The following is a 17,985-nucleotide window of genomic DNA, read 5'->3' as shown; positions in this document are numbered from 1 at the left end:
CTAAAACTTTAAACAAAAACAAGATGATTTTAGAAATGAAAGTCCCATCACCAGGGGAATCAATAAAAGAAGTTGAAATTGCAACTTGGTTAGTAAAAGACGGTGATTATGTAGAAAAAGATCAGGCTATTGCTGAAGTTGATTCAGATAAAGCAACTCTTGAATTACCTGCTGAAATGAGCGGTGTAATTACACTAAAAGCAGAAGAAGGTGATACAGTAGCGGTTGGTGCTGTAGTTTGTTTAATTGATACAGATGCTGCAAAACCAGACGGAGGCGCAGCTCCAGCAGCTGAAGCTCCGAAGGCAGAAGCGCCAAAAGCTGAGGCACCGAAAGCTGAGGCTCCAAAGGCAGAAGCTCCAAAAGCAGCTCCGGCAGCAACAAGTTATGCAGCAGGAACTCCTTCTCCAGCAGCAAGAAAAATATTAGATGAGAAAAACATCGCTCCTGCTACAGTTTCTGGAACTGGTAAAGGCGGAAGAATTACTAAAGATGATGCTGTAAACGCTGTTCCTTCTATGGGAACTCCAACTGGTGGAAGCCGTGGAACTGAGCGTACTAAATTATCAATGTTACGTCGTAAAGTAGCTGAAAGATTAGTTTCTGCTAAAAACGAAACGGCTATGTTAACTACTTTCAACGAAGTAAACATGACGCCAATCAACCAAATTCGTAACGAATATAAAGACGCTTTCAAAGCTAAACATGGCGGATTAGGTTTAGGTTTCATGTCTTTCTTTACAAAAGCAGTTACAAGAGCTTTAGAATTATATCCAGATGTTAACTCTATGATGGATGGTGATTACAAAATCGGATACGATTTCTGTGACATTTCTATCGCTGTTTCTGGACCAAAAGGTTTAATGGTTCCTGTTGTTCGTAATGCTGAAAACTTAACTTTCCGTGGAATTGAAGCTGAAATTAAAAGATTGGCTTTAAGAGCTCGCGATGGTCAAATTACGGTTGACGATATGACTGGAGGAACTTTCACAATCACAAATGGTGGAGTTTTCGGAAGTATGTTATCTACTCCAATCATCAACCCTCCTCAATCTGGAATCTTAGGAATGCACAATATTATCGAGCGTCCGATTGCAGTAAACGGAAAAGTTGAGATTCACCCAATGATGTACGTTGCTCTTTCTTATGACCACAGAATTATTGACGGACGTGAGTCTGTTGGTTTCTTGGTTGCTGTAAAAGAAGCTTTAGAAAACCCAGTAGAATTATTAATGAACGGCGATGCTAAACGTGCTTTAGAATTGTAGTCAGAATAATTTCAATATATAGAGGCCTGTTCATTTATTTGAGCAGGCTTTTTTATTTCAAAAACACAAATTTCAAAACCCTTTTTCTGACTAAAAACCTAGATGTTAAAAAATTATTTAGAATAAATAAGAATAACTTGCAAGATATGCGATCAAGACTTACATTTGCGCTATTAAAATCAATTCTAAATAAAAATGAAATTAAAATTTACTATTTCTTTTTTGAGTTTTTGTTTTGCTTTAATGACCAGCGTATCTGCTTTGGCTCAAGAAAAAGCAACGATTAAAGGTCAAATTAGCTTAACAAATAGTCAAGCTGCAGACAACGTTTCTGTAGTGCTGAAAGGAACAAAAATAGGAACTACTACAGACGAAAATGGTTTCTATGAAATTAAAAACATTAAACCAGGAAACTACGTAATTAAAGTTTCTGGAATTGGATATTCTTCTAAAGAAAAAAGTGTTAGCCTTAATTCTGGAGATTCAATTATTGAGGATTTTAGAATTAGTGAAAACTCTCAAGAATTAAATGAAATTGTGGTAAACGGAAACAGAAAAAATCCGTTAGCTCGTAAAGAGACAACACAAGTATCAAGATTACCTCTTAAAAATCTTGAAAACCCACAAGTTTACACAACTATTACTGGCGAACTTTTAAAAGAGCAAGTAGTTACAAACCTTGATGATGCACTTAAAAATGCTCCAGGTTTATCTCCTCTTTGGGCTTCTACAGGACGTGGTGGAGACGGTGCTGGATATTTCTCTCTTAGAGGTTTTGCTGTACAGCCAACAATGACAAACGGATTGCCAGCTTTGAATAACGGAAGCATCGATCCTGCAAACATTGACAAAATTGAAGTTATTAAAGGACCTTCTGGAACTTTATTTGGAAGTAGTTTAATCTCTTACGGAGGTTTAATTAACCTTACTACAAAAAGACCTTACGATCACTTTGGTGGAGAAGTAAGTTATACAGCAGGAAGCTACGGATTAAATCGTGTGACTGCAGATGTAAACACTCCTGTAGACGAGGAACACAAAATTAATTTCCGTGTAAATACTGCTTACCATACAGAAAATAGTTTTCAGGATGCTGGATTTAGAAAATCATTTTTCTTTGCTCCATCATTATCTTACCAGGCTAGTGACAGACTTTCGTTCTTAATTAATACGGAATTCATGAACAACAAACAGACAAACGCTACTATGCTATTCTTAGATAGAGGGGCGGAGTTAAGAGTTCATAACATGGAGGAATTAGGATACGACAACAAACGTTCTTACACAAGCAACGAATTATTTATCGAAACTCCTTCTTACTCTCTTCAAGGACAAATGAATTACAAGATCTCTGACCAATGGACTTCTCAAACGGTTCTTTCTAGAGGTTCTTCTAAATCTGAAGGGTATTATACTTACTTATATGAAGGTACACAATTTGCACCTGCTGAAATAAGTCAAGGAATTGTTTTAGGGCGTTCTATGAACTACCAAAACACTACAACTTTAACAACTGATATTCAACAAAATTTTATTGGTGATTTTAAACTTGGAAACCTAAGAAACAGAATCGTTGTTGGTTTTGATTACTTTAACAGAGGGCAGGTTGATAATAGTTCAGGATACGTATCAAATGGAAACGTTTACATTGGAAAATTAGATGTAGCAACTGTAAACCAATATTTATATGGCATTACAGATCCTGCAAATTATATCACAGATAATGACAGCGGTAATTTAACAAAAGCTGGTTCTGATAAACTTATTGCAGAAACTGATGCAAACAACAACAAAACAAAACAAGAAGTTATTAGTGCTTATGTTTCAGATGTAATCAACATTACACCTGCATTATCTGCTATGGCTAGTTTACGTGTTGACCGTTTTATGACAGAAGGAGATGTTACTACAAGTGCTGACGATTACAACCAAACTTCTTTATCACCAAAATTTGGTGTTGTTTACCAGCCAATTATCGACAAAGTATCGATTTTTGCTAACTACATGGACGGTTTTGCTAATTCAGCTCCAACAACTGATGTTTTGCCAACTGGAGCTAATCTTCCTAGAACTTTCAAACCAGAACATGCAAATCAATTTGAAATTGGTACAAAATTAAATGTTTTTAAAGATAAACTTTACGCAACATTCAGCTACTATGACATTAAAGTAACAGATCAGGTTTATACTGTGTATGGTTCTACAGGCGGAGTGCCAACTCAAACTTCTTATCAGAATGGTGCACAAAGAAACAAAGGTTTTGAAGCAGAATTCATTGCAAATCCAATTGACGGTTTAAACATCGTTGCAGGTTACAGTTATGTTGATGCCGTATTAAATGCTGGAGATCCTTCTTTTGTAGGACAAAGACCAGAAAGTTCTGGACCAAGAAACACTGCAAACTTCTGGGCAAGCTACAAATTCCCACAAGGAGATTTACAAGGATTTGGTTTAGGTTTTGGAGGAAATTATGCTGATAAAAACTTAATCATGAACAGAAATGTTGTAGGTCAATTTACAATTCCTTCTTACACCGTATTAAATTCATCTATTTTCTACGGAACAGAGAAATATACATTAACACTTAAGTTAGACAACATCGCAAATGTTGATACTTATGACGGATGGTCAACCATTCACCCAAAAAACATGAGAAGTGTATCTGCAAACTTTTCATATAGATTTTAATAAATAATTCACAAAAACACCTTTCTAAATATTTGGAAAGGTGTTTTTTAAATTTCTAAGATTATGATTACTATAGCCAGTCTTATCGTTTTTTTAGCTTTTTACACGCTTTATTATACCTCAAAAAGAGCTGTTTTATCCTATGATTTTGGTTTTGAAAAATGGATGAAAAACAATCCAAAGCAAACCAAACTTACAGGTCTAGGGTTATTATTGATTGCTTACGCATCTTGGCTTTACACGCAATCATTAGGCTGCGGTACCTTGATGTTTTTTATTCAGTTAATGACTGTTGGAAGCTTAATTATCATTTTAGCTCCGCTTAAAAAAGTAAACCACAAAACGCTTTTAGCACTTCTGATCACCATTTCTATTTTAGAATTTTATTACGCTTAAATCAAATAACGAATGCCAGCAAATCCAAAATATTTAACTCCAGCCTTTTTGCCGCGTTTTCTTAAAATCACGGCCGCAATTCTAGGCGGTTATTTCGTTGCCGTAACTTTTCATCTTGCCCTTGCGGCTTGGTTTAATAGAGCTAATGTTTTAATGACAATGGCTTACAGCGGTTTTATTCTTTGGGTTGCGCTTATGGTCATTGCGTTTCTTGCCAAAAGTGCTTGGAAAATCTGGGGAATTTATATTCTTCTTACTTTAGTATTCTGTCTTTTTATTTATTTAGGTCAAACTTACCATCCAACGGCAAAATAATTTATGAATAACCGTCATTACAATATCTATTTTCATACACATACTGTTAGCGGAATCGTTATCAGTGTAGTTCTTTTTGTAATTTTCTTTGCTGGGTCTTTTTCTTTTTTTAGAGATGAAATCATCAATTGGGAAAGAAGTGAATCCACTGCAATTACAAGAGAAATCCAATTAGACTATAATAGTGCACTGAAAGATCTTGACAAAAAACATATTCTTCACGGAAGAAATATTACAATCTCTAAGCCATCCGTAGAAGAAAGAGTAGCCGTTTACATGGAAGGAACCAAAGATACTTTGGCTCCAGCCAAACAAAAAGAAGGTTCGTTTTTCTATCTTGACACTAAAAATTTCAAATCTTATACTTACGAAGAATCCTATTCTTTGGGAGAACTTTTATACCGTCTGCATTTTCTAGCTCAAATTCCTTATCCTGTCGGGTATTATTTATCAGGATTTGTAGCTTTATTTTTCCTGTTTGCAATCGTAACAGGAGTTTTATTGCATTGGAATAAAATTGTATCTAATTTCTACATCTTTCGACCAAAAGAAAAATTAAAAACACTTTGGACAGATGCACACACTGCATTAGGAATGATCGGATTGCCATTTCAATTTGTATATGCTGTTACAGGAGCATTTTTTATGATTAAACTTTTAATCGTTGCTCCAGCCGTAATGGCTCTTTATAATGGAGATGATAAAAAGCTGTATGAAGAATTAGAATACAACGATCCTGATTATAATTTTGAAAATAAAAAACTTGCCAATCCTTTTAATGTAAATGAGTTAGTTGCGAAGGCAAAAAACAACTGGAAAGATTTTGAAATCACGAGAGTTATCATTCAGAACTACGGAGATATCAATATGCACGTTTTGGTTGAAGGCGAGCTATTATCTCATAAAAAATTTGTCGGTGTTGGAAAAGCCGTATATCGCGTATATGACGGAAAAGAAATTGCTAAAAAAGATCCTGTTTCACAAAACAATTATCTTGATGCTGTAAAAACTATTTTATACCGTATTCATTTTGGCGATTACGGCGGATATGCTTTAAAAATCGTAAGTTTCATTTTAGGAATTATAACTTGTTTTGTAATCATTTCTGGTGTTATGATTTGGCTTGTTGCCCGTCAAAAAAACAATATGCCCGAGAAGAAAAGACGTTTCAACGCTGCAGTGGTACGTATTTATTTGGCAATTTGCTTAAGCATGTATCCAATTACAGCGCTGGCTTTTATTGGAAGCAAAGTTTTCTATCCTTTAAGCCAATCCAACTTGTTTTCACTTTATTTTGGAGGATGGTTAGTGCTTGCAATCTTCTTTATTATTAAGAAGAATGATAGTTTTACAAATAAATTCTGTCTGATTTCTGGAAGTATTTTAGGATTCTTAATTCCGATTACAAACGGAATCGTTTCTGGAGATTGGTTTTGGACTTCTTTTCTGGAAAACAAAATTCAGATTTTCTTTATCGATGTTTTCTGGATTTTCTTGGCCTCCATTTCGCTATACACGGCTTATCATTTGAAACCTAAAAAAGAGGTTTCTAAATAAAAGTTTTTTTTGCCGCGAAGACACGAAGGCACTAAGTTTTTTTTTTTGCTACGAAGACGCCAAGTCACAAAGTTTTGTTTCTCGCAGATTTAAAAAGATTAAAAATCCTTTTAATCCTCTTAATCTGTGGCTAAAAAACTTTGCGGCTTCGCGACTTTGCGAGATTCTTTTTACCAGCTTATCTACAAATTATTTAGAATAACTTGTCCTTTATAAATTTTGAGCATACTTTTACGCTTTTAATCAAAAAATGGGATTCAAGACCAAAATACGATTTCTGCACAAATGGCTCGGATTAATTTCTGGGCTTATTGTTTTTATAGTCTGTATTACGGGCTGTATATTTTGTTTTCATGACGAAATAAAAGACATTACCAGAAAAGAATGGCGTTTGGTTGAACCTCAAAACAAACCATTTTTATTGCCTTCTGAACTGCAGGAAAAAGCAAAAGAAATTGTTCCAAAAAACAAAGCCAGCATGGTGGCTTATTACGGAGCAAACAGATCGGCGATTGTTTACACGTACTCAGATACCGAAAATCTTTATTTGTATTTTAATCCGTACACGGGAAAATATTTGAAATCTGAAAATCCCGAAACTGATTTTTTTATTATTGTAGAATACATTCATTTATATCTCCTCCTGCCCGACTATATCGGAAAACATATTATTGGAGGCGCAACTATCATTTTTATTTTATTGCTCATTTCGGGAATTATACAATGGTGGCCAAAACGAAAAAGCGATCTTAAAAGAAGTTTAACCATAAAATGGTCTGCAAAATGGCGACGTGTCAATTACGACTGGCATAATACTACTGGTTTTTACATTTCGCTAATTGCCTTAATTCTAGCCATAACCGGCCTTACTTTTACATACGAATGGGTTGGCGACGGAATTTATAAATCTTTTAATTTGGGCGGAGACAAAGCAGCCGAAACAAAAACTCCTGTTATTGACACAACCACTTTCAAAGCAAATTCGATTACCGCAATAGACAAAGCATTTATTCAGACTCAGAAACTACAGCCAAAAGCAGAAATGTTTTTTGTAATGATTCCGCAGCAAAAAGGCGATATTGTGAGTACAGGTGCTTATCCGCATACGTTACGTTATGACCAGCAGAGCAATTATTATTTTCATCCGTCAAGCGGAAAATTGATTCAAAGTCAGACTTTCGATAAAAAAACTTTAGGACTGCAGATTGTCGAAATGAATTACGGAATACATACGGGCCAAGTTTTGGATCTTCCTGGAAAAATTCTAGCCTTTACCGTAAGTTTAATTGCTGCCGCACTACCCGTAAGCGGATTTATAATTTGGTTTGGAAGAAATAGAAAATCTAAAAAAGTAAAAGCATAAAAAAACCGCCTCGATATATCGAGACGGTTTTTTTATAGTTGGTTTCTGAAATTAATTAATTTCTGTCTGCTAAAGCATTTTTCTGTAAACTTTTAACTGAGTTTACTTTATTGTCTACATAAGCAACTTCGTTTAAACTGTTTTCATTAAAATAAATCCATTTTCCAGTTTTAACTCCGTCTGTGTATTCTCCAACGGCTTTTTTATTTCCATTTACGTCATAAGATACCCAGACACCGTCTAATTTACCGTCTTTAAAAAAGCCTTCCTGCTGTACTTTACCATTATCATAGTAATACGTTGCTTTTACCTTGTTTCCAGCAGCTTCCAATTCAGGCTTTCCTTCTTGTGCAACTACAATTCCTGAGAACAATATTGCAGCTAAAATTACACTCTTTTTCATATCTTTAGGTATTTAATGTTAAGAAATCTTTATCAAATATAATCAAATGTTTACATTAAAAAAACTTTTGCTTAACAATTTGGTAACATAGAATAAAAACTTAACATTGGAAAACTTCAAAAAAACAAAAAACCAGCGCTCAGGCACTGGTTTTACTGGTGTTTTATAAAAAATGCTATTTTACGAAAACGTTTTAAATTTCGTAAAAAATTTAGTTCAATAATGCGCTAAGCTGTTTATCTAATTCAGGATCAGACGGTCTTGCCGCTTCAGATTTCAGAATATTTCCATTTGGATCTATCAAGATAAATCTCGGAATTCCTAATATACCGTAGTTAACAACAAACTCAGATTCCCAATCCTTGTCAGCCAATAGCTGTGTACCGCCAAGATGCTTATCATTTACAAATTTTTTCCATTTCTCAGTGTCTTTCAATTTATCAATAGAAATACTCACAAATTCAATATTCTTTCCATGATATTTCTCTTCGATCTTTTGTAAATACGGAATCTCAGCTCTACAAGGTGCACACCAAGTTGCCCAAACATCAATGTAAACATATTTCCCTTTCAAGTCAGAAAGTTTTGTTTTTCCTCCTTTATAGTTATCATAGTCAAAACCTGGAGAAGGTTTTCCAGTCAATTTATTAGCTTTTGCAGCTCTCTCGTATTGTTCTGTGCCATATTGGTGAAAACTTTCGAAACTAAGTTTTAAAGATTTTTTAAACTCTGGATCAAAATTATTCTTCTCTAAATTTTCTGTATCCGATTTTAATTTGCCGTCAAGCAAAGCTGTAAATTCAGCTGGTTCTTTAGTAAAAGCATCTTTCTGAAAGTTTTCGTCCTTTAGAGCTTGCTGCGCCAAAAAATTACTTTCATCAACACCTTTGCCTTTATAAACAATAGTTTCGTCAAATTCTTTTGCATCCATTGTTAAATTGATTTCAGAATTTGGCTTTAAGTATAGATTGGAAGATTCCTTTCCGTCAGAAAACACATAAAAACCCTGAGGAGCATCAAAAGTTGCAGCAAAAACTTCCTTTTTATCAATTGGAATTACTTGTCTGAAATTATCTCTACCTCTTATTACAAGAGTATCGCTATTTCTATTGGCAATCTTAGCAGTAAATTTTATTGAATTTTTACTTTGACCGATAACATTCAAAGCATTAAAAATTACCAAACCCGCAATAAAAAGTTTTTTCATAGGTATTATAATTAGTTTTTAGATAATCAAAACTAAATAAATTAAAGCTTTCAGATTTGACAATTAACAAAATATTTAAAATTATTCTGCATCAACTTCTCACTTTACTATATTAATTTGAATTTTGTGTTTACTTTTGCAGTCTAAAATTTTGATTATGTATAGAAGTCATAATTGTGGCGAATTAAATGCCTCAAATATTAATACGGAAGTTACACTAGCGGGATGGGTTCAAAAATCTCGTGATAAAGGATTTATGAATTGGGTTGACTTACGTGACCGTTACGGAATTACACAACTTATTTTTGACGAAAGCCGTACCGATAAAACCGTTTTTGAATTGGCTAAAACTCTAGGAAGAGAATTTGTAATTCAGGTAAAAGGAACTGTAATTGAGCGTGAAGCTAAAAACAAAAATATTCCAACAGGTGAAATCGAAATTTTAGTTTCTGAATTAACGATTTTAAATTCGGCTTTAACTCCTCCTTTTACGATTGAAGATGAAACAGACGGTGGAGAAGATATCAGAATGAAATACCGTTATTTGGACATCAGAAGAAATCCAGTTAAAAACAGTTTATTGTTCCGTCACAAAGTGGCAATGGAAGTTCGTAAATATCTTTCTGATTTAGATTTCTGTGAAGTTGAAACTCCTTACTTAATTAAATCTACTCCAGAAGGAGCTAGAGATTTCGTTGTGCCAAGCCGTATGAACGAAGGTCAGTTTTATGCTTTACCGCAATCTCCGCAAACTTTCAAACAGCTTTTGATGGTTGGAGGAATGGATAAATATTTCCAAATCGTGAAATGTTTCCGCGACGAAGATTTACGTGCAGACCGTCAGCCTGAGTTTACACAAATTGACTGCGAAATGGCATTTGTGGAGCAAGAAGATATTTTGAATGTTTTTGAAGGATTGACAAGACATTTATTAAAAGAAATTAAAGGTATTGAAGTAGAGAAATTCCCAAGAATTACTTACGACTATGCCATGAAAACATACGGAAACGACAAACCGGATATTCGTTTCGGAATGAAGTTTGGAGAATTAAACGAATTCGCACAACATAAAGAATTTCCTGTATTCAACGCAGCAGAATTAGTTGTCGGAATTGCTGTTCCAGCAGCTGGAAATTATACGCGTAAAGAAATCGATGGATTAATTGACTGGGTTAAACGTCCGCAAGTTGGAGCATCTGGAATGGTTTACGTAAAATGCAACGAAGACGGAACCTACAAATCTTCTGTAGATAAATTTTACGATCAAGACGATTTGGCAAACTGGGCAAAAGCAACAGAAGCAAATCCTGGAGACATGATTTTTGTTCTTTCTGGACCTGCAAACAAAACACGTGCACAGCTTTCTGCATTACGTATGGAATTAGCAACTCGTTTAGGATTGCGTAATCCAGAAGAATTTGCACCTCTTTGGGTTGTAGATTTTCCATTATTAGAATTAGACGAAGAAAGCGGTCGTTACCATGCAATGCACCACCCGTTTACGTCTCCAAAACCAGAAGACATAGCTTTACTAGAAACAGAGCCAGGAAAAGTTCGTGCAAACGCATACGATATGGTGTTAAACGGAAACGAAATTGGTGGAGGATCTATTCGTATTCACGATAAGGCGACTCAACAATTAATGTTTAAATATTTAGGATTTACCGAAGAAGAAGCAAAAGCACAATTTGGTTTCTTAATGGATGCCTTCCAATTTGGAGCACCGCCACACGGAGGTCTTGCTTTTGGTTTGGATAGACTTGTTGCCATTTTGGGCGGACAAGAAACCATTAGAGATTTTATCGCATTCCCTAAAAACAATTCTGGGCGCGACGTAATGATCGATGCACCAGCAGCAATTGATGATGCACAATTAAAAGAGCTTAAAATTAAAGTGGATATTGCTTAATTTTAAATAGTTCCGTTTCATAAAACTAAAAACGCGCTGCAATTGTAGCGCGTTTTTAGTTTAAACAAATGTTAAGAAAAATCTTAGCAGGTAAATTTTTTAAATTATCGAATTCTTACAATTCTAATATTTTTATATTCTTACAATTAATGATTCGCAAATTTCACTATTCTATAAATAAATTGATGCAATAAACCGCGTAAAAACACTGTAAATCAATAATTTTTACAAAAAATTAACACGTAGATGTCTTTTGTATTATTTTATATGTTACATTTGTTTTATTATAAATTATTATTACAATTACAATGCGTACAGGTACAGTAAAATTTTTCAATGAATCTAAAGGTTATGGATTCATTACAGACGAAGAAACAGGAAAGGACATCTTCGTTCACGCTTCAGGAATTAACGCGGAAGAATTACGCGAAGGTGACCGTGTAAGCTACGAAGAAGAAGAAGGAAGAAAAGGGAAAGTTGCTGCTAAAGTAGCAGTGATCTAAGAAAAATATAGCAATTTATTTTTTTTGCCTCTGAATGGTCTCAGAAAACGTCTCGAAATATCGGGACGTTTTTTTTTTACCCATTTCTTAAAAAAATATTAAAATAACGCAATGTTATTTATAATGAATAAAAATTACATATAAACGCGGTTTCAAGCACTACTTATCTCCTCCTTTAGCTTGTGTTTTACAGAGTTCCAAGTTATCTTTGTGGCTCATTTTTTAAGTAAAAAATCGAAGTTTATGCAATCTGATCAATACAGTTACATTCCTATTTTAATGCAGTTTATTTTAGCTGTTGGTTTTGTGGTAGGAACAATCATTATTTCTGGAAAATTAGGACCAAGAAGAACCTCTGAAGTTAAAGATAAAAACTTCGAATGCGGTATCGAATCTGTTGGTAACGCCCGTATTCCTTTCTCAGTAAAATACTTCTTAGTTGCTATTTTGTTCGTATTATTCGACGTAGAGGTTATTTTCCTTTATCCTTGGGCAGTAAACTTCAAAGAATTAGGAATTGAAGGAATGTTAAAAATGTTAGTTTTCATGTCTTTGCTTTTAGTCGGTTTCTTTTATATCATCAAAAAGAAAGCATTAGAGTGGGAATAATGACTTTAAATTTTAGATCTGAGATTTTAGACTTATCTAATATTGAGATTTAAAATTTGAATTCAAATTAAAGTACTGATTTAAAAAATTGATTTTACTTTTTACGATTTAAAAAATCTAAAATCTAAAATCAGAAATCTAAAATAAAATGAGCGATTCAAAAGTAAATATGGTTGCGCCGCCAGAAGGAGTTACTGGTGAAGGTTTCTTCGCTACAAAACTTAGTGATGTTGTTGGTTTAGCAAGAGCCAACTCATTATGGCCGCTTCCTTTCGCGACTTCATGCTGTGGTATCGAATTCATGGCAACAATGGCATCTCACTACGATTTAGCTCGATTTGGTTCTGAACGTGTAAGTTTCTCTCCAAGACAAGCCGATATGTTACTCGTAATGGGAACTATTTCTAAAAAAATGGCGCCAATTTTAAGACAAGTTTACGAACAAATGTCTGAACCTCGTTGGGTAATTGCTGTTGGAGCTTGCGCTTCTTCAGGAGGAGTTTTTGATACATACTCTGTTCTTCAAGGAATTGATAAAGTAATTCCTGTTGATGTTTATGTGCCAGGATGCCCGCCAAGACCAGAACAAATTGTTGACGGAGTAATGAGATTGCAAGATTTAGTAAAAAGCGAATCTGTGAGACGAAGAAGCTCACCAGAATACCAAGAATTATTAGCTTCATATAATATCTCATAAGATGGCTTTAGAAAATAACCAAATTCAAGACAAACTTGTAGAAACATTCAGCAACGATGTTTTTAACTTTCAACAAGAAAGAGATATTTTTTCTTTAGAAGCTTCGGCTGATAAAATCACACCGTTGATTTTATTCCTTAAAAACGATCCAGAATTAAAATTTCATTTCTTAACTGACTTATGCGGAATTCATTATCCAGATAATGAAGCAGAACGTCAGTTTGCAGTTGTTTATCATTTACACAACTGGTATGAAAACAAAAGATTAAAAATCAAAGTTTTTCTAAACGGAGAAAAACCAGAAATAAAATCGATTTCAAATATTTTCTTGTCTTCCAATTGGATGGAAAGAGAAACTTTCGATTTCTATGGGATTGACTTTATAGGTCACCCTCAATTGAAACGTATTTTGAATATGGACGAAATGCAGTCTCACCCAATGAGAAAAGAATTCCCATTGGAAGACAGCGGAAGAACTGATAAGGATGACAGGTTCTTTGGAAGAACAACAACAAATTGCTAAAAAATAATTCAACATTATAAAATGTCAGAACTATTATTACCACCAGAGCATCGTTATGCTAAAATAATTAAGGAGAGACTAAATGACGACGGAAGCGAACTTTCTGTACTGAATTTAGGTCCGACTCACCCTGCTACACACGGTATTTTCCAAAATATCTTGCTGATGGATGGTGAAAAAATTCTTGAGGCTGAGCCAACTATTGGTTACATCCACAGAGCTTTCGAAAAAATTGCCGAAAATCGTCCTTTTTATCAAATTACACCTCTTACAGACCGTATGAACTATTGTTCATCTCCAATAAACAATATGGGATGGTGGATGACTGTAGAAAAACTATTAGGTATTGAAGTTCCTAAAAGAGCGCAGTATTTAAGAGTTATCGTTATGGAGCTGGCTCGTATTACAGACCACATTATTTGTAACGGAATTTTAGGTGTAGATACTGGTGCGTATACTGGTTTCTTATACGTTTTTCAATTTAGAGAAAAAATCTACGAAATCTACGAAGAAATTTGTGGTGCTCGTTTAACAACCAATATGGGAAGAATTGGTGGTTTTGAAATAGACTGGTCTCCAGAAGTTTTCAAAAAACTAGATGCTTTCTTAGAAGAATTTCCTCCAGTTTGGCAGGAATTCCAAAACTTATTCGAAAGAAATAGAATTTTCCTTGATAGAACTGTAAACGTAGGTGGTATTACTGCTGAAAAAGCAATGGCTTACGGATTTACAGGTCCAAACTTGCGTGCTGCAGGAGTTGATTATGACGTACGTGTGGCACAGCCTTACTCATCTTACGAAGATTTCGATTTTATTGTTCCTGTAGGAAAATCAGGAGACACTTACGATCGTTTCTGTGTTCGTAATGCTGAAGTTTGGGAAAGTTTAAGCATTATTCGTCAGGCGTTAGAAAAAATGCCTCCAGGAAACGAATATCATGCTGAAGTTCCAGATTACTATCTTCCTCCAAAAGAAGATGTTTACACTTCTATGGAATCTCTAATTTATCACTTTAAGATTGTAATGGGAGAAGTTCCTGTACCAGTTGCAGAAGTATATCACCCAGTCGAAGGTGGAAATGGAGAGTTAGGTTTTTATTTAGTTACTGACGGAAGTAGAACTCCATATAGATTACATTTCAGAAGACCTTGCTTTATTTATTATCAAGCATTCCCAGAAATGATTAAAGGCGCCATGCTATCTGATGCAATTATCATCCTTTCAAGTTTGAATGTAATTGCAGGAGAATTAGACGCGTAATTGATTGTAGATTTAAGAGTTTAGATTTTAGATTACTTCGCAGATTTTAAAATTTAGAGTCACAAATCTAACCCAAATAAAGATTGGAGAATCTAAAACTTAAAAAAATTATAGATACCGATTATAGGTACCGATTTGAAAAAATCTAAAATCTAAACTCAGAAATCTAAAATTAACAAGATTGCAGAATACGGATTGGACAAAGATTTGAAAAAATCTATCCCGATAGCTATCGGGACTAAAATCTAAAATCTAAAATAAAAATGGAACGTAAACATTACAAACAAGAAATAAATATGACTGAATCATTGATGAACCGCATCAATGAATTGATCAGTCATTATCCTGAGGGCAAACAAAAATCGGCTTTATTGCCTGTTTTGCACGAAGTTCAGGATGCACACAACAACTGGCTTAGTATTGAACTTCAAGATAAAGTTGCCGAGATTCTTCAGATTAAACCAATCGAGGTTTATGAAGTGGTGACTTTCTATACGATGTTCAACCAAAAGCCAATTGGAAAGTATATGTTTGAGTTCTGCCAGACTTCTTGCTGCTGTTTAAGAGGTGCTGAGGATTTGATGGATTACACTTCTGAAAAATTAGGCATTAAAATGGGCGAAACAACTCCAGACGGAATGTTTACCATTGCTGGTGTAGAATGTTTAGGTGCTTGCGGATACGCTCCGATGATGCAGTTGGGAGATTTCTACAAAGAGAAATTGACAGAAGAGAAAATCGATCAGATTATTGCTGATTGTAAAGAGGATAAAATAATATTACACGATAAATAAGATGTCACAAAAAATATTATTAGATAAAATCAATATTCCTGGAATTAAAACCTACGAAGTATATCGCCAAAACGGTGGTTATGCTTCTGTAGAAAAAGCTTTAAAAACACTTACTCCAGATGAAGTTACTGAAGAGGTAAAAAAATCAGGATTACGTGGTCGTGGTGGTGCAGGTTTCCCTGCTGGAATGAAATGGAGCTTTATTGATAAAAAATCAGGAAGACCAAGACACTTAGTGTGTAATGCCGATGAGTCTGAGCCAGGAACATTCAAAGATAGATTCTTGATGGAATATATTCCTCACTTATTGATCGAAGGAATGATTACTTCAAGCTACGCTCTAGGCGCTAACCTTTCGTATATCTACATTCGTGGAGAATATATGTGGGTTTTCAAAATCTTAGAAAGAGCAATCGCCGAAGCAAAAGCTGCCGGCTGGTTAGGAAAAAATATATTAGGATCAGGTTATGATTTGGAACTTCATGTTCACTGTGGAGCTGGAGCATATATCTGTGGAGAAGAGACAGCATTAATCGAATCTTTGGAAGGTAAAAGAGGAAATCCTCGTATTAAACCACCTTTCCCAGCGGTTTCTGGTCTTTGGGCAAACCCAACAGTAGTGAACAATGTGGAAACTATTGCAACGGTGCCTTGGATTGTAAACAATTCTGGTGACGATTATGCTAAAATTGGAATTGGCCGTTCTACTGGAACTAAATTAATTTCTGCTTCTGGACACATTAAAAATCCTGGAGTTTACGAAATTGAATTAGGTTTAAGTGTTGACGAATTCATGAATTCTGATGAATATTTAGGAGGAATGTCTTCAAGCAGACCTTTGAAAGCATTTGTTCCTGGAGGTTCTTCTGTGCCAATTTTACCAGCTGAATTAATTTTTAAAACAGCAAACGGGGAAGACCGATTAATGACTTACGAATCTTTAAGTGATGGTGGTTTTGCAACTGGATCTATGTTAGGTTCTGGAGGATTTATCGTATACAACGACACTGCTTGTGTGGTTAGAAACACTTGGAATTTTGCTCGTTTCTACCACCACGAATCTTGCGGACAATGTACTCCTTGCCGTGAAGGAACGGGATGGTTGGAAAAAATCTTATGGAGAATCGAAAACGGTCAAGGCCGTGAAGAAGATATAGAATTATTGTGGAGCATTCAAAGCAAAATTGAAGGAAACACAATTTGTCCACTTGGTGACGCCGCTTCTTGGCCAGTAGCTGCAGCAATTCGTCACTTTAGAGATGAGTTCGAATATCACGTTCGTTTCCCAGAAAAAATTAAAAATAGAGATCACTTTGTAGCTGAGCCTTTTTCTCAGGTTAAACATTTAGTTGGCGGCAAAGTAATTATATAATAGTTTCAAGTTTCAAGTTTTTTTAGTTTCAATACCGATAGCTATCGGCACTGAAACTTTAAACCTGAAACTAAAAAAACAAAAAAAGAGATGAAAGTAACCATAGACGGTCAAAGTATAGACGTAGAACCAGGAACGACGATCCTGCAGGCTGCACGTATGATTGGAGGAGATTTAGTTCCGCCAGCCATGTGCTATTACTCAAAATTAAAAGGCAGCGGCGGAAAATGCCGTTGTTGTTTAGTTGAAGTTTCGAAAGGAAGTGAAGCTGACCCACGACCAATGCCAAAATTAATGGCATCTTGTGTAACAGGATGTATGGACGGTATGGAAGTGAACAGTAAATCGTCTGCAAGAGTAACTGAAGCTCGTAAATCTGTAACAGAATTTTTATTAATCAATCACCCGTTAGACTGTCCTATTTGTGATCAGGCTGGGGAATGTGATCTACAGAATTTAAGTTTCGAACACGGAAATCCGAAATCACGTTACATTGAAGAAAAAAGAACATTTGAACCAGAAGATATTGGCCCGAATATTCAATTGCACATGAACCGTTGTATTCTTTGCCAAAGATGTGTACAAGTTGCAGATCAATTGACAGACAACAGAGTTCACGGAGTATTAGATCGTGGAGATCACGCTAATATTTCAACTTGCATTTCTAAAGCGATTACAAATGAGTTCTCTGGAAACATGATCGACGTTTGTCCAGTTGGAGCTTTAACAGATAAAACTTTCCGCTTTAAATCAAGAGTTTGGTTTAACAAACCTTATAATGCGCATAGAGAGTGTACAACTCCAGGATGTTGCGGAAAAACTACAGTTTGGATGTTTGGTGGCGAAATTCAACGTGTGACTGGTCGTAAAGACGAGTACCACGAAGTAGAAGAATTCATCTGCAACAGCTGTCGTTTTGAACATAAAGATGTTAAGGATTGGGTAATTGAAGGGCCAAGAGAGTTTGAAAAAGACTCTGTAATCAACCAAAATAATTACACTCAGAAATTAGAGAAAGTAACGATCGATACAGAAAAGAACATTCTTTTAGGCCGTGATATTGACCGTAAGAAGATTAGTATGGCAGCAATTCCATTAACTGATAAAGACCAAAAATAGTA

At 35.0% G+C, this 17,985-nt stretch carries 17 protein-coding genes; 15 read left to right on the top strand and 2 right to left on the bottom strand.

What is annotated here, in order from left to right; all coding sequences use genetic code 11:
- Positions 1 to 23: 23 nt before the first annotated feature.
- From odhB to EG814_RS03345, 6 genes are all read left to right on the top strand, one after another.
- Positions 24 to 1,268 (top strand): 2-oxoglutarate dehydrogenase complex dihydrolipoyllysine-residue succinyltransferase, encoded by a 1,245-nt coding sequence (odhB, locus tag EG814_RS03370; protein WP_125718874.1) that lies wholly within the window; start codon positions 24 to 26, stop codon positions 1,266 to 1,268.
- Between the two features lie 195 nt (positions 1,269 to 1,463).
- Positions 1,464 to 3,956, top strand: coding sequence for a TonB-dependent receptor (locus EG814_RS03365; protein WP_125718872.1), 2,493 nt, complete (start codon positions 1,464 to 1,466; stop codon positions 3,954 to 3,956).
- Between the two features lie 63 nt (positions 3,957 to 4,019).
- Entirely contained in the window at positions 4,020 to 4,352 is a 333-nt protein-coding gene (locus tag EG814_RS03360; protein ID WP_125718870.1) for a hypothetical protein, read from the top strand.
- Positions 4,353 to 4,364: 12 nt separating this feature from the next.
- Positions 4,365 to 4,667 carry a hypothetical protein gene (locus EG814_RS03355; RefSeq protein WP_125718868.1) on the top strand — a complete coding sequence of 101 codons (303 nt, stop codon included), beginning with the start codon at positions 4,365 to 4,367 and terminating at the stop codon, positions 4,665 to 4,667.
- Positions 4,668 to 4,670: 3 nt separating this feature from the next.
- Positions 4,671 to 6,224: a PepSY-associated TM helix domain-containing protein gene (locus EG814_RS03350; protein ID WP_125718866.1), complete on the top strand. Its 1,554-nt coding sequence runs from the start codon at positions 4,671 to 4,673 to the stop codon at positions 6,222 to 6,224.
- A 250-nt stretch (positions 6,225 to 6,474) separates the two neighbouring features.
- On the top strand, positions 6,475 to 7,587 hold the full coding sequence (locus EG814_RS03345) for a PepSY-associated TM helix domain-containing protein (protein WP_125718864.1): 1,113 nt from the start codon (positions 6,475 to 6,477) through the stop codon (positions 7,585 to 7,587).
- A 55-nt stretch (positions 7,588 to 7,642) separates the two neighbouring features.
- Here the strand turns inward: EG814_RS03345 and EG814_RS03340 are convergent, their stop codons facing one another.
- Together EG814_RS03340 and EG814_RS03335 are read right to left on the bottom strand one after the other, a co-directional pair.
- The gene (locus EG814_RS03340) at positions 7,643 to 7,990 is read right to left on the bottom strand and encodes a toxin-antitoxin system YwqK family antitoxin (protein ID WP_125718862.1); all 348 of its coding nucleotides are present in this window, start codon (positions 7,988 to 7,990) and stop codon (positions 7,643 to 7,645) included.
- Between the two features lie 211 nt (positions 7,991 to 8,201).
- A complete protein-coding gene (locus tag EG814_RS03335; protein WP_125718860.1) occupies positions 8,202 to 9,197 on the bottom strand; it encodes a TlpA family protein disulfide reductase in 996 nt (331 codons plus the stop codon).
- Positions 9,198 to 9,354: 157 nt separating this feature from the next.
- Here EG814_RS03335 and aspS point away from each other — a divergent pair, with 157 nt between their 5' ends.
- The 9 genes from aspS to EG814_RS03290 all read left to right on the top strand — a co-directional run bounded on the left by aspS (position 9,355) and on the right by EG814_RS03290 (position 17,983).
- Positions 9,355 to 11,106, top strand: coding sequence for an aspartate--tRNA ligase (gene aspS / locus EG814_RS03330; RefSeq protein WP_125718858.1), 1,752 nt, complete (start codon positions 9,355 to 9,357; stop codon positions 11,104 to 11,106).
- Between the two features lie 308 nt (positions 11,107 to 11,414).
- Positions 11,415 to 11,609, top strand: a complete 195-nt coding sequence (locus EG814_RS03325; RefSeq protein WP_007137066.1) for a cold-shock protein — start codon at positions 11,415 to 11,417, stop codon at positions 11,607 to 11,609.
- A gap of 243 nt (positions 11,610 to 11,852) precedes the next feature.
- Positions 11,853 to 12,218: an NADH-quinone oxidoreductase subunit A gene (locus EG814_RS03320; RefSeq protein ID WP_125718856.1), complete on the top strand. Its 366-nt coding sequence runs from the start codon at positions 11,853 to 11,855 to the stop codon at positions 12,216 to 12,218.
- A 148-nt stretch (positions 12,219 to 12,366) separates the two neighbouring features.
- On the top strand, positions 12,367 to 12,915 hold the full coding sequence (locus EG814_RS03315; RefSeq protein WP_111378918.1) for an NADH-quinone oxidoreductase subunit B: 549 nt from the start codon (positions 12,367 to 12,369) through the stop codon (positions 12,913 to 12,915).
- A gap of 1 nt (position 12,916) precedes the next feature.
- Entirely contained in the window at positions 12,917 to 13,438 is a 522-nt protein-coding gene (locus tag EG814_RS03310) for an NADH-quinone oxidoreductase subunit C (RefSeq protein WP_125718854.1), read from the top strand.
- Between the two features lie 21 nt (positions 13,439 to 13,459).
- Positions 13,460 to 14,698, top strand: a complete 1,239-nt coding sequence (locus EG814_RS03305; RefSeq protein ID WP_125718852.1) for an NADH-quinone oxidoreductase subunit D — start codon at positions 13,460 to 13,462, stop codon at positions 14,696 to 14,698.
- A 263-nt stretch (positions 14,699 to 14,961) separates the two neighbouring features.
- Positions 14,962 to 15,492 carry a complex I 24 kDa subunit family protein gene (locus EG814_RS03300; protein ID WP_125718850.1) on the top strand — a complete coding sequence of 177 codons (531 nt, stop codon included), beginning with the start codon at positions 14,962 to 14,964 and terminating at the stop codon, positions 15,490 to 15,492.
- Position 15,493: 1 nt separating this feature from the next.
- Positions 15,494 to 16,864 (top strand): NADH-quinone oxidoreductase subunit NuoF, encoded by a 1,371-nt coding sequence (gene nuoF, locus EG814_RS03295; protein WP_125718848.1) that lies wholly within the window; start codon positions 15,494 to 15,496, stop codon positions 16,862 to 16,864.
- Between the two features lie 90 nt (positions 16,865 to 16,954).
- On the top strand, positions 16,955 to 17,983 hold the full coding sequence (locus tag EG814_RS03290; RefSeq protein WP_125718846.1) for a 2Fe-2S iron-sulfur cluster-binding protein: 1,029 nt from the start codon (positions 16,955 to 16,957) through the stop codon (positions 17,981 to 17,983).
- The last annotated feature ends 2 nt before the right edge of the window (positions 17,984 to 17,985 follow it).

Origin of the sequence: Flavobacterium ustbae (assembly GCF_003946915.1) — a bacterium.
GTDB classification, from domain to species: domain Bacteria; phylum Bacteroidota; class Bacteroidia; order Flavobacteriales; family Flavobacteriaceae; genus Flavobacterium; species Flavobacterium ustbae.
The sequence above is the reverse complement of the archived record's forward strand: the minus strand, read 5'-3'. Positions and strand labels throughout refer to the sequence as shown.